Below are 14,422 nucleotides of genomic sequence, written 5' to 3'. Positions count from 1 at the left end.
AGCTAGTCTTCGGATCATCGTGCCGGCAGCGTGAGCCTCAGCACCTGATTTCAAACGGGATCGTCCGAAACACCCGCCGCACGCGCCGGAGAGGGACGTTCAGCGCCCGATCGTCCCGGAGACTTCGCCCCCTCGCCTCAGCCGCTCCGCGCCGCGGCGGCCAGGGCCGCGAAGGCGCGGGCCACCGCGACGGCGCCCGGATCCTCCACCCCGGCGAGGTCGGCGGCGGCGAGGTAGCTCGAGCGGCCGGTCCCGGCCCGGGTCATCCGGGCGGTAGCGGCGGCCCCCGCTTCCGCCGCCCGCGCCGCCGCGTCGAGACCGTCGGGCAGGGCCGCGAGGGCCGGCACCAGGGCGTCGAGCAGGGTGCGGTCGCCGGGCCGCGCGCCGCCATGGGCCTGGAGCCGCGCCGCGCCGCGCGCGAGGGCGTCGGGCCAGCCGAGCCCGTCGGCGAGGCCGGCGCCCGTGGCGGAGAAGAAGATCGACATCAGCACCCCGCTCGATCCGCCGGCCACCCGGGCGAGACGGTCGGAGAGCGCGCGGCACAGGGCGGCGGGCTCGGCCTGCGGCAGCCGGTCGAGATCGGCGAGCACGGCCCGCGCCGCCGCCGCGAAGGTGGTGCCGGTGTCGCCGTCCCCGACCCGCGCGTCGAGGGCGTTGAGCGCGCCTTCCGCCGCGATCAGGGCGGTGCCGATCGCCGCGATCGCCTGCGCCACGGCGGGATCCTGCGAGGGGGCGGCCTCGCCCTGCCGCGCGAGGCCGTCGGGCAGGGGGCGCGTCGCCGGCGCCACGACCGGGACCGCGCGCGGCCAGGCCGGCACCTCGGTCGCGGCGGTCAGCGCAGCCTCGGTCGCCTGATCGAGCGGCATCAGCGAGAGCGAGGCGCCGTGCATGTCCAGGGCCGTCATCGCGGCGGCCGGCCCCAGCAGCAGGCGGACCCGGCCACCCAGCGGCGTCGCCAGCACCGCGCGGGTCAGCACCTGCATCTCCAGCGCGGTGGTGCCGCCGAGGTTGTTGACCAGGAGGGCGAGGGGCCCGTCCTCCGGGAGCGCCGCGGCGAGGCGCCCGGTCATCAGGCCGGCGAGGGCGGCGGCCGGCGGCAGGGCGATGCGCTCGATGCCGGGCTCGCCGTGGATGCCGAGGCCGAGCTCGGCCTGGCCCGGGGCGAGGCGGGTTTCCGCGACGCCGCCCGGCATCGTGCAGCCCGAGACCGCGATGCCGAGGGACCTGATCCCGGCGCTCGCCGCCCGCGCCGCCGCGGCGACCTCGGAGAGCGGCCGGCCGCTTTCCGCGGCGTGGCCTGCCACCTTGTGCACCAGCAGCGTGCCGGCGATGCCGCGGGGTTGCGCGGCGCCCGGGATCGCGACGTCGTCGGCGACCGTGACGGTCTCGACCGCGAGCCCGAGGGCCCGGGCGCGCTCGGCGGCCAGCCCGAAATTCAGCCGGTCGCCGGCGTAGTTCTTGATGATGACGAGGCAGCCCGCCGGCCCGGTCACCGCCAGGATCCCCGCCAGCACCGCGTCGACGGAGGGCGAGGCGAAGACGTCGCCGCAGACCGCCGCGGTGAGGAGGCCGCGTCCGACGAAACCCGCATGGGCCGGCTCGTGGCCCGAGCCTCCCCCCGAGACGATCGCGACGCGGTCGGCAGTCCAGTCGGCCCGCAGCACGACCCGGATCGCCGGGTCGCCGTCGAGGCGGGCGAGCCGGCCGCCGCTGCCCGCGACGAGCCCGTCCACCGCCTCCGCCACCAGGGCGGCGCGGTCGTTGATGAAGTGGGCCATCGGATCCTCCCTTGGAGCTCTTTTCCTTGGAGCCATTTTTTCGACGAAGCGGGTCCCGGTTCGTCGAAGGCGTGCGGCCGATCCTGCCAAAAGCGCGGCCGGCCTGCCATGGCGGAGGCGCCCGCGCCGAACGGCTTTGCCGAATCGGCTGCTTCGGGCAATAAGGGGCGGAATCCTCCGGGCCGGGTCTTCCCGGGCGCCACGGGCGCCGCGCGGCGTCCGGACCCGCGACCGGATTCCGAGACCCGCCGGGGCCCTGTCGCAGCGGCGCCCGATCCCCAGGTGAGCCCGCCGCCGACGCCGATGAGTGACCCCCTTCCGTTCCTGGCCGGCGGCGGCCGCGCGGCCGCGATGATCCGTGCGCGCGACTGGTCCGGCCACCCGCTCGGCCCCCCGGAGACCTGGCCGGAATCCCTGCGCACGGCGTTGAGCCTGGTGCTGAACTCGCCCGAGAGCATGATCCTGGCCTGGGGGCCGGACCTGCATTTCTTCTTCAACGAGACCTATTTCCCGCTGCTCGGCCCCCGGCTCGACTGGGCGATGGGCGAGCGCTTCGACCGGGTCTGGGCCGATGGCTGGGAGCAGGCGAAGCCCATCATCGACGACGCCTTCGCCGGCCGCAGCCGGCGCTTCGTCGACCTGCCGTGGACGCTCGGCACCGACCGGGGCGAGGCCGAGACCTGGTGGACCTTCTCCTACTCGCGGGTGCTCGACGGCGAGGGCCGCGTCGCCGGCCTGTTCATCCTCACCAACGAGACCACCGCCCAGGTGATCGCGACCCGGCGCCTGCGCGAGAGCGAGGCGGTCGCCCGGGAGAACATCGACCGGGTCCAGCTCGCCCTCTCGGCCGGCGCGATCATCGGCACCTGGTTCTGGGACCTGCCGAACGACCGCTTCACCGTCGACGAGGCCTTCGCCCGCAGCTTCGGCCTCGATCCGGCGCTCGGCCGCGAGGGCCTGAGCCTGGAGCAGGTGATCGAGACGGTGCACCCGGACGACCGGGCCGGCCTGATCGCGGCGATCGACGCGGTGGTGATCCGCGGCGGCGCCTATGCCCACCAGTACCGCACCCGGCGCGCCGACGGCCAGTATTACTGGCTCGAGGCGAACGGGCGGGTCGACCACGCCCCCGACGGCACGCCGCTGAGCTTCCCCGGCGTCCTCATCGACGTGAACGAGCGCCGCGCCGTCGAGGCGGAGCGCGACCGCGCCACCACGATGCTGCGGGCGCTCACCGAGACCCTGGAGCAGCGGGTGGCCGCGCGCAGCGCCGAGCTGATGCGGGCCGAGGAGGCGTTGCGCCAGTCGCAGAAGATGGAGGCGGTGGGCCAGCTCACCGGCGGCATCGCCCACGATTTCAACAACCTGCTCGCCGGCATCTCGGGGGCGCTCGAACTGATGCAGACCCGCATCGAGCAGGGCCGGCTCAAGGACGTCGAGCGCTACATGGCGGCGGCGCAAGGCGCCGCGAAGCGCGCGGCCGCACTCACCCACCGGCTCCTCGCCTTCTCCCGCCGCCAGACCCTCGACCCGCGGCCGACCGACGTCGACCGCCTGGTGGCCGGGATGGAGGAACTGATCCGGCGCACCGTCGGGCCGGCGATCGAGATCGCGGTCACCGGCGCCCCCGACCCCTGGACCGTCCTCGTCGACCCGCCGCAGCTCGAGAACGCGCTCCTCAACCTCTGCCTCAACGCCCGCGACGCGATGCCCGACGGCGGGCGCATCGCGATCGAGACCGCGAACCTGCGCCTCGACGCGGCGGCGGCGCGCGGGCACGGAATCCCGCCCGGCGACTACCTGTCGCTCTGCGTCGCCGATACCGGCACAGGCATGGCACCCGAGGTGATCGCCCGGGTGTTCGAACCGTTCTTCACCACGAAGCCGATCGGCCAGGGCACGGGCCTCGGCCTCTCGATGATCTACGGCTTCACCCAGCAATCGGGCGGGCAGGTGCGGATCACCTCGGAGGTCGGACGCGGCACCAGCGTCTGCCTCGTCCTGCCGCGCCACCACGGCGCCTGCGAGGCGGAAGGCCCGCCGGCGACCCTGGCAGCGGCGCCCCGGGCGGAGCAGGGCGAGACGGTGCTGATCGTCGACGACGAGCCGACGGTGCGGATGCTGGTGGCCGAGGTGCTGGAGGATCTCGGCTACACGGCGATCGAGGCGGCCGACGGCGCGGCCGGCCTCAAGGTGCTGCAATCGGACGCGCGGATCGACCTCGTCGTCACCGATGTCGGCCTGCCCGGCGGCATGAACGGGCGCCAGATGGCCGATGCCGGCCGGGCGCGGCGGCCCGGCCTGAAGGTGCTGTTCATCACCGGCTACGCCGAGAACGCGGCCCTCGGCACCGGGCAGTTCGAGCCCGGAATGCAGGTGCTGACCAAGCCCTTCGTGGTCGAGGCCCTGGCGTCGCGCATCCGCGAGATGCTGGCCCGCCCCTGAGCACGACGCGTGCGGCTCCCTGACGCGGGATGACGTTGCGTGAGACGGCGTTAAGGGCATGGTGCTTCAAGGAGGAGAACAAGCCCACGATCGTCTGGGACACCCCATGTTCGCCCTCGCGCACCGCTCCAGCAAAGCCGCCAAGCTCGACGCCATCGAGCGCTCGCAGGCCATCGTGACGTTCGGGCTCGACGGTCTGCTCGCCGAGGCGAACGAGACATTCCTCGAGCTGATGGGCTACCGCCTCGACGAGGTGCGCGGGCGCCACCACCGGCTGTTCGTCGACCCCGCCGAGGCGGCGGACCCCGCCTACGAGGCGTTCTGGGCCGCCTTGCGCCGAGGCGAGGTCCAGAACGCCGAGTACCGGCGCCTGGCCAAGGGCGGGCGCGAGGTGTGGATCCGCGCCAGCTACAACCCGATGCGCGACGCCCGGGGCCGGCCGGTCCGGATCGTGACATTCGCCCTCGACATCACCGCCGAGAAGCAGGCGGCGGCCGACGCCGCCGGCCAGATCGCCGCGATCAACCGCTCGCAGGCGGTGATCCACTTCGCCCCCGACGGCACGATCCTCGACGCCAACCCGCACTTCCTCGCGGCGACGGGCTACGGCCTTTCCGAGATCGTCGGCCGCCACCATAGCCTGTTCCTCACCGGCGACGCGGCCGCCGGGCCGGATTACCGCGACTTCTGGGCGAGGCTCGCCCGCGGCGAGTACCAGGCGGGCGAGTTCAAGCGGCGGGCCAAGGACGGCTCGGAGATCTGGATCCAGGCGACCTACAACCCAATCCTCGACGGCGCCGGGCGCACGCTCCGGATCGTCAAGTACGCCACCGACATCACCGCCGCCAAGCAGCACGCCGCCGACACCGCCGGCAAGATCGAGGCGGCGCTCCGCTCGCAGGCGGTGATCGAGTTCGACATGGACGGTACCATCCTCGATGCCAACGGCCACTTCCTGAAGGCGATGGGCTACGGCCTCGACGAGATCGTCGGCCGCCACCACCGCCTGTTCGTCTCGCCCGACTACGCCGCGAGCCGCAGCTACGCCGAATTCTGGGACTCCCTCCGCGCCGGGCGCTACGCCTCCGCGGTCTACCAGCGGGTCGGCAAGGGCGGCCGGGAGGTGTGGATCCAGGCCACCTACACGCCGGTCCTCGACCTCGACGGGCGTCCCTGCAAGGTCATCAAGTTCGCCACCGACGTCACCCACAGCATGACCATCCGGGCCCGCGCGATCGCGGCGGCGGAGCAGACCCTGACCCGGATCCAGTCGGTGGCCGAGGCCTCCGAGGAGATGCACCGGACCTCGGCGTCGATCGCCACCCGGATGGGCCAGTCGCAGCAGGCGGTCGGCGAGATCCAGGAGCGGATGGGCGTGGCGGGCGCCGCCACCGCCCGGCTCGACGTGGCGGCGCAGGCGATGAACGGCGTCGTCGAGGCGATCACCGCCATCGCCGAGCAGATCAACCTGCTGGCGCTGAATGCCACGATCGAGGCGGCCCGCGCCGGGGCGGCGGGAAGGGGCTTCGCCGTGGTGGCGGCGGAAGTGAAGAACCTCGCCGGCCAGGCCAGCGCCGCCACGGGGCGGATCTCGGGCGAGATCGGCGCCATGCAGACCGTGTCGCGCGAGGTCGCCGCGGCCCTGGGCTCGATCAGCAGTGCGGTCGACGCCGTGCAGGGCTTCGTCGCCGAGACCGCGGCGGCGAGCGAGCAGCAGCGCGCCACCACCGGGGCGGTCAGCACCAACGTCCAGACCACGGCGTCCGGCGTCGCCGAGATCGCCGGCAGCCTCGACGAGTGGCTGGTCGGCATCGAGGAGCGGCGGGTCGACGAGCGGACGCGCACCTCCCTGACCGGCCGGGTCGTGCTGCCGCCGGGATCGGGACCGGTGGAGGCGATGTCCTGCCTCGTGCTCAACCTCTCGAAGTCCGGCGCCAAGCTCGCCCTCGAACGTCCGGTCCGCCTGCCGCCGCGGATCCGGCTCGAGGTCGAGGGCCATGCCGAGCGCGCTTGCGATGTGGTGCGCCAGCACGGCTGCGAGATCGGCATCCGCTTCGAGGAGTGATGCTCGGAGAAGCCGAATATTTTCCTCAGGAAACTATATCGTTAGCCGGCTTCTAAGCGAGCACCTCCCCCTACAACCGCGGCCAGCCGAGTAGCCGCCCCGGCGCGAACGGCGCCATCGGGATCGCAGGCGTGCGGCCGGTGGCGAGGTCGGCGACGAGTTGCCCGGTAATCGGGCCGGTGGAGAGCCCGATATGGCCGTGGCCGAAGGCGAAGATCAGGCCGGGATGGCGCGGGGCGGGGCCGATCACCGGTAGGCCGTCGGGCGTCGAGGGGCGCGAGCCGAGCCAGGGCCGGTTGTCGAGGGGCTGGCCGAGGCGGACGGTGCCGGCGGCCTCCCGTGCCGCGGCCTCGATCTGCCGGTAATCCGGCTCGGCGTGGCGGTCCGCGACCTCGACGCCGGAGAGCACCCGCACCCGGCCCTCGCCCATCGGCGACAAGATCGAGGCGGCGCCGGTGTCGTAGACCGGGCGGGTGAGGGCCGGGCTCTCGGGATGCAGGGCATAGTGGCGATGGTAACCGCGCTCGGCCGCGAAGGCGAAGCGGTAGCCAAGGGGCCGCGACAGCTCGTGCGCCGCCGCCCCCGTCGCCAGCACCACCTGGCGCGCCCGAACCGTCCCACCCGGATGCACGACGTGCCAGCCGTCGGCCCGAAGGTCCAGGCGGCTCACGGTGGTGCGCAAGGTCCGTCCGCCGAGGCCGGACAAGAGCCGCTCGGCGGCCTCGACCAGCCCGCCGGGATCGCCGACGGCGCCAGTCTCCGGCAGCAGCATCGCCCGGGCGAAGGGACGGATCAGCGCCGGCTCCAGCGCCTGGATCGCCGGACCCTCGAATATCTCGAACGGCACGCCGTGCCGGCTCAGGATCTCGCGCTCCAGGGCCGCTCCCGCGAAGGCGGCCTCCGTCCGGTAGAGCTTCACCCAGCCGCATTCGCGTAAGATGTGGGGCACGCCGGCCCGGTCGGCGAGCCGCCGGTGCTCCGGATAGGCGGCGTCGGTGAGCGGCGCCAGCGCGTCGGCGGCCCGGCGCCAGGCGGAGGTGCGGGCGCTCGCGAGGAAATGCGCTGCCCAGGGCAGCACCCGCAGCAGATGGCCGTGGCGCAGGCGAAGGCCCGGATCGGCGTTGCGCAGGTAGGCCGGCAGCTTGCCCCACAGGGCGGGACCCGACATCGGCAGGATCGAGCCGCGGCTGACCACGCCGGCATTGCCGTAGGAGGTGCGCGCCCGCGCCTCGCCGGGATCGCACAGGACCACGTCCTGCCCGCGATCCTTCAGGGCGATGGCGGAGGAGAGCCCGACCATCCCGCCGCCGACCACCACGATGTCGGCTGTCATCTCGTCCTGCTGCATCGAAGATGTCTTTCGCGGCTCACGACCGTTCGCCTGCTTTCGTTTCATCCCACCCGCGACCTCATCCTGAGGTGCGAGCGCAGCGAGCCTCGAAGGAGGCCTCCAGGAATCGCGGAGACAACTGGAGCCCTCCTTCGAGGCCCGGCGATCGAAGATCCATTCGATCTTCGATCGCCGGTCACCTCAGGATGAGGTCGAGGGTGGGAGGGATGAAGCGTCCATGGTCCTGCGCTCGTGGACCGGACCAGCCCTCACGGCTCCAGCCCCGCCAGATCGCGTACCGCCCCCAGAAGCACCCGCGTCGCCGCGTCGGCATCCTCCAGGGTGATCGATTCGGCCGGGTTGTGGCTGATCCCGCCGCGGCAGCGCACGAACAGCATCGCCGAAGGGCCGAGCGCCGCCATCGCCACCGCGTCGTGGGTGGCGCCGGAGGGCAGGAGCAGGGGGGAAAAGCCGAGGCGCCGCGCCGCCCGGTCGAGCGTGGCCTGGAAGCCCGGATCGAGGGCGACCGCCGCGTTGTCCATGAAGGTCTCGGAGCCGAAGCCCACCGCGCGGCGCTGTGCGATCACCCGGCACTCGGCCTCGATCGCCGCGAACAGGCCCAGGCGGTCGGAATCGTTGGGCGCGCGCACGTCGAGGCTGAAATCGACCCGGCCCGGGATCACGTTGACGGCGCCCGGTACGACGCTGAGCGCCCCCACCGTCGCGACCGCGCCCGGCACCGCCTCGCCCAGGCGCTCGACCGCGAGCGCCATCTCGGCGGCGGCCGCGAGGGCGTCCCGGCGCAGGCCCATTGGCACGGTGCCGGCGTGGTTGGCCTCGCCGGTCACGGTGCAGCGGGCCCGGGTGAGCCCGACGATGCCGGAGACCACCCCCACCGGCTGCACCGCGGCTTCCAGCGCCGGGCCCTGCTCGATGTGGATCTCGAGGTAGCCGGCGATCGCGTCGCGGCTCCGGACGAGGGCCGGGATGCCGTCCGGGTCGCCGCCGAACTGCACCAGCGCCTCGCGCAAGGGGGTGCCGGCGGCGTCGCGGCCCTCCAGCCACTCCATCTTGTATTGCCCCGCCCAAGCCTTCGAGGTCGAGAGCGAGGTCGGGAAGCGCACGTTCTCCTCGTCGCCGAAGGCCACCACCTCGAGGGCGAAGGGCAGCTCGAGCCCGCGCAGCTCCTCGGCGACGACGAGGCCCGCCGCCACGCCGAGGGGGCCGTCGTAGCGCCCGGCATCGACCACGCTGTCGATGTGCGAGCCGAGCACCAGGGCCGGCAGCCCGGGCTCCCGCCCCTCCCTCCGCCCGACCACGCTGCCGGCGGCGTCGATTCGCGCCGCGAGCCCCGCCTCGCGCATCCGGCCGAGCACCGCCTCGGCCGTCGCCCGGTGGGCCGGCGAGAGGTAGAGCCGGGTCAGCCGGCCAGGCTCGTCGGTATGGCGGGCGAGGTCGTCGATCAGCGCCATCACGCGGGCGCCGAGGCGGGGAATGTCGGTCATGGCGGTCGCGGCCTCAGCTGGCATCGAGCGGGCGGTATGCAGGCTCGGTGCCGGTGGAGGCAACCGTGACGGTCTGGCTCACTCCTCCCCCGGTGGGGTCCGGCGCGCCGCCTTGCGGCGAGCCTCGCGCCGCAGCGGGCCGGCGACCGGGCAGACCTCCTGAACCAGGGCGCCGAGCTTGTTGACCAGATTGTCTTCGACCAGGCTGTAATCGATCCGGTTGCCCCGGCGTGCGCCCACGATCAGCCCCGCCGCCGACAGGATCGAGAGATGGGCCGAGAGCGACGGTTTCGAGATATCGAACCGCGCCGCAATCTCCCCGGCGCTCAGGGGACCGGCCGAGAGATAGGCCAGGATCTTGCGCCGGACCGGCGACACCAGCGCCTCCGCCATCACCTGCAGGCCGTCCGACAATTTAGGCTCCTGCCTAATTAGACCGTTGACAAAATACCAGGCCGCGCCACCCTGTGCAAATTAGGCTGCAGCCTAAACAGGAGCAGGTCATGGCGGATGGGGTGGCACCGGGCTCGACCGGACGGCTCGACCGGGCCTACGCGGCGGCGCGGCACGAGGCGGAGGTGATGGCGGGCGCGAGCCGCGATCTCGTGCAGCGGGCCGTGGTCTACCACCACCTCTTCCGCCACTCGGGAGGCAATCACGCCTTCCCGCTGCTCGCCGCGCACGGCGCTCTGTGGGCCGGAGGCTACTTCGCCTGGGGGAAGCGGATCGGGTTGGGCCTGTCGCTCGCGGCTCTGCACCGGCCGGCATACAGGCGCGCCCGGCTCGCAGCCCTGGCCGCCTTCGCGGAGGCGTTTCGCGAGATCAGCCGGCAGGTCTGCGTCGAGGTCTATGCCACCTACCGCTTCACCCTGGCGCATGGCGAGACAGCCGGGACGGACACTTACGTCGATCCGCTCCTCCTCGACGCGCTGAACCGCTGCCATCGCGCCGTGCGCCGGATGCGGGCTCTGGGCCCGGCAGAGCGGGCTCACCTGTTCGAGGCCTTCTTCCGCTGGGAGCAATGCGCGGTCGTCGCGCCCTCCGTTGCCGCCGCCGTGGACGGATTCACTTGGGATTTTGTCCGGCGCCTCGCCCTGTGCCCCTCGATCCGCTTCGCCTACATGCCGCATCGGGAGACACTGCACTTCGCGAACTTCGCCGACACCGACGAGCGGATCGAGAAGGGCCTGCGCGCCTATGCGGTCGCCGAAGCGGTCGGCTGGGACGCGGTCGAGGCGCGGCTGTCGCGCTACGGCGCGCTGCCGGCGGACTTTCTCGCTGCCGCCGGCACCCCCTTCCATGCCACCCGCGCCCGGCTCCTCCCGCCGGAGCACCCCCTTCTCGCGGCGGCAGGTTCGGTTCAGCCGGCGTGAGGCCGTGGACCGTCGAGGGGGGCGAGGCCGTCCGGCCTCGCGGCGGAGACCCGGATCGACCGGAGGTCCCGGGCGAGTCCGGCGAGGTCCGGCACCGGGGCCTCGCCCGTCCCGAACAACGCCGCGTCGAGGGCGGCGAGGCGCGGGCCGGTGCCGGAATCGGCGCGCCAGGCCGCCGCGCGGTCCGGGTCGCGCCGGGCGGCGTGGCTGAGGGCAGCGTGGAACCCGCGCGCGTCGCGCCGCCGGGCCGCCCGCGTGAGCGCCCGCAAGGGCGGCGCCTCGCGGTGGCGCGAGACGCCCCAGGCGCTCAACCCCAGCCCGAAGGCGGCGAGCCCGGCGACGAGCGCCCGCCAGGGCGAGGCCGGGGGAGGGGGCGTCTCCGCCGCGGGCGCCGCCGCGCGGGCGCCGACGATGCGGGCCGGGATCTCGGCCTCGCGCATCACCCGCGCCCGGGTGTCGAACCACGGAATCGCGATCGCCGCGAGAGTGATCGGCTCCGGCACGCCCGGGCGCACGTCCCAGCGGTAGGTCACCCGGGCCACCGGGCCCGAAGGCGTGATGCGGGTCTGGCGCTCGACCGGGCCGGCGAAGGTGAGGATGCCGCGGGTGCGCAAGGTGGGCCGCGGCGGCAGGGCGTCGGCGGTGAGGCCCTGCGCCTCCAGCGTCACCGTGCGGCGAGCCGGCTCGCCGAGCCTCAGCGTCTCGGGCTCGGGCTCCCAGATATCGGTCACCGTCAGGCCTTCCGCCGGCAGCCACCAGGGCTCGGGCGCGTCCGGCCCGCCCGTGCCCTGCCAGGCCGCGACATCGAGGGGCAGCGGGTTCGAGCGCACCTCGATCAGCCGGCGCTCGCCGCCATCGACGAGGGTCAGGCGATGCACGAAGGGGTCGACGACGAAGCGGCCGGCCCCTTGCGGAAACACCGCGACGGTGCGCTCGAAGCCGCGCGCCTCCTGGCCCTGGATCGTGGTGCGGAACCAGCGGTCGCGGCCGAGCTGGGTCCAGCCGAAATGCGGCAGGCTCGGCTGGCGCAGGTCCTCCAGCGCGATCTGCGCCCGGTAGGTGCCGCGGATGCGCAGCAGCACCATCTCGCGCGGGTACGGCGCGGCCCCGCCCGGAACCTCGGCGGTGACGGTGAGCGCGAGGTCGCCGTCGTCCAGGGCGAGCGCCGGCGAGGCGACGAGCAGGAGCCATACGATCAGGGCGCGCCTCACCATGGGTTGCTCCCCGGCTGCACGGCGGTGCCGGCCTCGCGTCGGCGGGTCTGCTCGGCCCGAATCCGCAGGGCGACGAAGCGGCCGGGATCGTCGGTCAGGGTCGCGAGCCAGTGCCGGTCGGGCCGGATCTCCCGCAATTCGAAGCTTTTGGAGACCCGGCGCACCTCGCGCTCCACCACCTCGGACACGCTGGCATTGCCGCCGCCCTGGCGCCCGCCGCCCTCCGCGTCGCTGGCAGAGCCCCGCGCTTGGCCGCGCCCGGGATCGACCGCCCGCTGCTCGGCCCGGCCGGTGCGGGCGGCCTTCGAGTTGCCCGGTGAATCGGCGGCCGACGACGCCTCGCGGTGGCCGGCGAGGCCGTCGCCGGTCGAGGCGGTACCGGGATCGTCCGCGTCGGATTCGGTCTTGGTGGCGTAGCGGGTGGCGGCATCGGCCTTCGCGTTCGCCTGTCCGGCGGTGCGGCCGCCGGGGGCGTCCGGCGTGTCGAGGAGGCGGGCCACCAGCTCGCGGTTGGCCTTCGCGTCCTCGTCCGCCGGGTCGCGGGCGAGCGCCGCGTCGTAGGCTTCGAGCGCCCCCTTGAGGTCGCCGGCGAGCGCCAGGGCGTTGCCGCGGTTGTAGGGAAATCTCGCGAAGGCCGCGGCGGCCTCGGCGTAGCGGCCGGCGGCGTAGAGGGCGGTGCCGCGCCAGGCCGGATCGTCGCTGATGGCGGCGGCCGGGCCCGGCAGGCCGGCCGCGAGGAGGAGGCGGGCCAGCGCCGCGGGCTCGACGATCAGCCCGGCCAGGACGAGGCCGCCCGCAGCGAGGAGGGGGGTCCGCATCAGGCGCTCCGCCGGAAGAGCAGCAGGACCGGCAGCAGCGCGAGGCCGGCGAGCCAGCGGCCGAGATCCCGCCAGGCCAGCACCGCGTAGCCGCCCTCAGCGAGGTGACGGGCGACCGTCTCGGATATGGCGGCCAGGACCGGGCCCGGCGCGTCGAGGCTGCCGGCCGCGCCGCCGCCGAGGGCGGCGAGGCGGGTGAGCCCGGTGCCGTCGGGCCGCGGCGCCTCCGGCGGCAGGGCGGGATCGGTCACCAGCACGGTGTGCAGCCGGTGGCCCTCCTCCCGGAGCGCCGCCGCCTCCCGGGACGCCGTCTCGTCCAGGCCGCCGCCGTCGCTCACCAGCACCACGTCGCCGGTCACCACCGCGCCCTCGGCAAGGGTGCGACGGGCGAGCGCGAGGGCGCGGGCCGGGTGGCTGCCGCGATCCGGCACGGTGGCGCCGTCGAGGGCGAACAGGATCGTGCTCAGGGCGTCGCGGTCGGTGGTCGGCGTCGCCACGAGGTAGGCGTCGCCCGCGTAGGCGATGACCGCGACCGCCTTGGTGCCGGCGGCCTCAGCCACCGCTTGAGCCAGCGCCCGCGCCTCGCCGAGGCGCCCGCCCTCAGCGACCGAGCGCGACAGGTCGAGGGCGATGATCGCGGCATCGAGATTGCGGAACCCCGCCACGTCGCGGCGCTCCACGGCCGGGCCGGCGAGGCCGAGGGTAAGGAGAGCGGCCGCCGCCACCAGCAGCCCCTGGCTCGAGCGGCGCCCCGGCCGCACCGCGCCGCGGGCCTGGAGCGCCGCCATCAGGTGCGGCTCCACGACCTTGACCCAGTCGCCGAGGGGTGCGGCGCGGTGGGCGGCGCGCCAGGCCAGGAGGGCGAGGAGCGGCAGGGCGAGGAGCCACCAGGGGCGGAGCAGGGTGAAGGCCTCGGTCACGCCCCCCTCCGGGTCAGCAGGAGCGCCAGGCCCGAGAGCAGCGCCACCGCGCCCGGCCACGGCCACAGGTCGCGGCGCAGGGGCACCGGCGGGGCCCGGTCGCGCCCGCCTTCCAGGGCGTCGATGCTGTCGGCCACGCCCGCCAAGTCCTCGGTGGTGCGCACCCGGAAGAAGCGGCCGCCGCTCGTCGCCGCCACGTCGCGAAGCGCCTCGGAATCGACCACGTCCTGCTCGCCGTTCGCGTCGGCGAGGTCGCGGGGGCCGAGCGCGATGGTGTGCACCCGGATGCCGAGGTCGCGGGCGAGCACGGCCACGTCCCGCGGCGTGGTCTGGCCAGCATTGTTGGCGCCGTCGGAGAGCAGCACCACCACCTTCGCCGGGCCCGGCAAGGCGTCGAGGCGCTTCAAGGCGAGGCCGAGCCCGTCGCCGATGCCGGTCGAGCGGCCGACGAGACCGATCCGCGCCTCCTCCAGCGCCCGGGCAACGGCGCGGGTGTCGAAGGAGGGTGCGGCAGCGACGTCGGCCTGGTCGGCGAAGATCACGAGGCCGACCCGGTCGCCGGCCCGGCGGCGGATAAACTCGGCCCCGACGCGCTTGACCGCCGCGAGCCGCGAGGTGGTGCGCCCGTCGAGGGAAAAGTCGATCCGCTCCATGCTGCCCGACAGGTCGAGGGCGAGCACGATGTCTCTTCCTGAGGCCGGCAGCGCCGCGCCCGGCAGCACCAGACGCGGGCCGGCAAGCGCCGCGACGAGGGCGACCCAGAGCAGCCAAGTCAGAGCCGCGCGCCCGCGCGCACCGACGGTGAGCGGCCCGCCGCGATCGAGCCCGGCGACGAGGGAGGGCGGCACCGCGAGCGCCCCGCTGCCGCCCGAGCGCGGCGGCAGGAGGCGCGCGGCGAGGAGCGGCAGCGGCAGGAGCAGCCCGGCCAGCGGTGCGGCGAAATCGAGGGAGGCGAGGCCGGCCATCGTCGGGTC

11 protein-coding genes are annotated in these 14,422 nt (G+C 74.4%); 3 read left to right on the top strand and 8 right to left on the bottom strand.

Annotated features, from left to right (window positions below; translation table 11 throughout):
• Positions 1-137: 137 nt before the first annotated feature.
• A complete protein-coding gene (locus tag ABZT49_RS24085; RefSeq protein WP_355289680.1) occupies positions 138-1,778 on the bottom strand; it encodes a dihydroxyacetone kinase subunit DhaK in 1,641 nt (546 codons plus the stop codon).
• A gap of 303 nt (positions 1,779-2,081) precedes the next feature.
• On the opposite strand from ABZT49_RS24085, the gene ABZT49_RS24080 reads away from it, so the two are divergent.
• Together ABZT49_RS24080 and ABZT49_RS24075 are read left to right on the top strand one after the other, a co-directional pair.
• A complete protein-coding gene (locus ABZT49_RS24080; protein WP_355289679.1) occupies positions 2,082-4,223 on the top strand; it encodes an ATP-binding protein in 2,142 nt (713 codons plus the stop codon).
• Between the two features lie 106 nt (positions 4,224-4,329).
• Complete coding sequence (locus ABZT49_RS24075) at positions 4,330-6,288, top strand: PAS domain-containing methyl-accepting chemotaxis protein (RefSeq protein WP_355289677.1); 1,959 nt, start codon at positions 4,330-4,332, stop codon at positions 6,286-6,288.
• Between the two features lie 70 nt (positions 6,289-6,358).
• Here ABZT49_RS24075 and ABZT49_RS24070 read toward each other — a convergent pair whose 3' ends face one another.
• From ABZT49_RS24070 to ABZT49_RS24060, 3 genes are all read right to left on the bottom strand, one after another.
• Positions 6,359-7,636, bottom strand: a complete 1,278-nt coding sequence (locus ABZT49_RS24070) for an FAD-binding oxidoreductase (RefSeq protein WP_355289675.1) — start codon at positions 7,634-7,636, stop codon at positions 6,359-6,361.
• 251 nt (positions 7,637-7,887) lie between these two features.
• A complete protein-coding gene (locus ABZT49_RS24065; protein ID WP_355289673.1) occupies positions 7,888-9,123 on the bottom strand; it encodes an allantoate amidohydrolase in 1,236 nt (411 codons plus the stop codon).
• A 78-nt stretch (positions 9,124-9,201) separates the two neighbouring features.
• The gene (locus tag ABZT49_RS24060; RefSeq protein ID WP_355289671.1) at positions 9,202-9,537 is read right to left on the bottom strand and encodes a metalloregulator ArsR/SmtB family transcription factor; all 336 of its coding nucleotides are present in this window, start codon (positions 9,535-9,537) and stop codon (positions 9,202-9,204) included.
• 89 nt (positions 9,538-9,626) lie between these two features.
• On the opposite strand from ABZT49_RS24060, the gene ABZT49_RS24055 reads away from it, so the two are divergent.
• Positions 9,627-10,496 carry a hypothetical protein gene (locus ABZT49_RS24055; protein WP_355289669.1) on the top strand — a complete coding sequence of 290 codons (870 nt, stop codon included), beginning with the start codon at positions 9,627-9,629 and terminating at the stop codon, positions 10,494-10,496.
• On the opposite strand, the gene ABZT49_RS24050 is transcribed toward ABZT49_RS24055, so the two are convergent.
• The 4 genes from ABZT49_RS24050 to ABZT49_RS24035 are packed head-to-tail and all read right to left on the bottom strand — an operon-like array spanning position 10,484 to position 14,413.
• Positions 10,484-11,710, bottom strand: a complete 1,227-nt coding sequence (locus ABZT49_RS24050; RefSeq protein ID WP_355289668.1) for a hypothetical protein — start codon at positions 11,708-11,710, stop codon at positions 10,484-10,486. The two genes, ABZT49_RS24055 and ABZT49_RS24050, sit on opposite strands and share 13 nt — an antisense overlap.
• Entirely contained in the window at positions 11,704-12,528 is an 825-nt protein-coding gene (locus ABZT49_RS24045; protein ID WP_355289666.1) for a tetratricopeptide repeat protein, read from the bottom strand. The genes ABZT49_RS24050 and ABZT49_RS24045 overlap by 7 nt, the downstream gene beginning before the upstream one ends.
• Positions 12,528-13,448, bottom strand: a complete 921-nt coding sequence (locus ABZT49_RS24040; RefSeq protein WP_355289664.1) for a vWA domain-containing protein — start codon at positions 13,446-13,448, stop codon at positions 12,528-12,530. Before ABZT49_RS24040 ends, ABZT49_RS24045 begins: the two co-directional genes overlap by 1 nt.
• Complete coding sequence (locus ABZT49_RS24035; RefSeq protein ID WP_355289662.1) at positions 13,445-14,413, bottom strand: VWA domain-containing protein; 969 nt, start codon at positions 14,411-14,413, stop codon at positions 13,445-13,447. Before ABZT49_RS24035 ends, ABZT49_RS24040 begins: the two co-directional genes overlap by 4 nt.
• Positions 14,414-14,422: the final 9 nt, after the last annotated feature.

Source organism: Methylobacterium sp. EM32, assembly GCF_040593685.1.
Classification (GTDB): domain Bacteria; phylum Pseudomonadota; class Alphaproteobacteria; order Rhizobiales; family Beijerinckiaceae; genus Methylobacterium.
The sequence above is the reverse complement of the archived record's forward strand: the minus strand, read 5'-3'. Positions and strand labels throughout refer to the sequence as shown.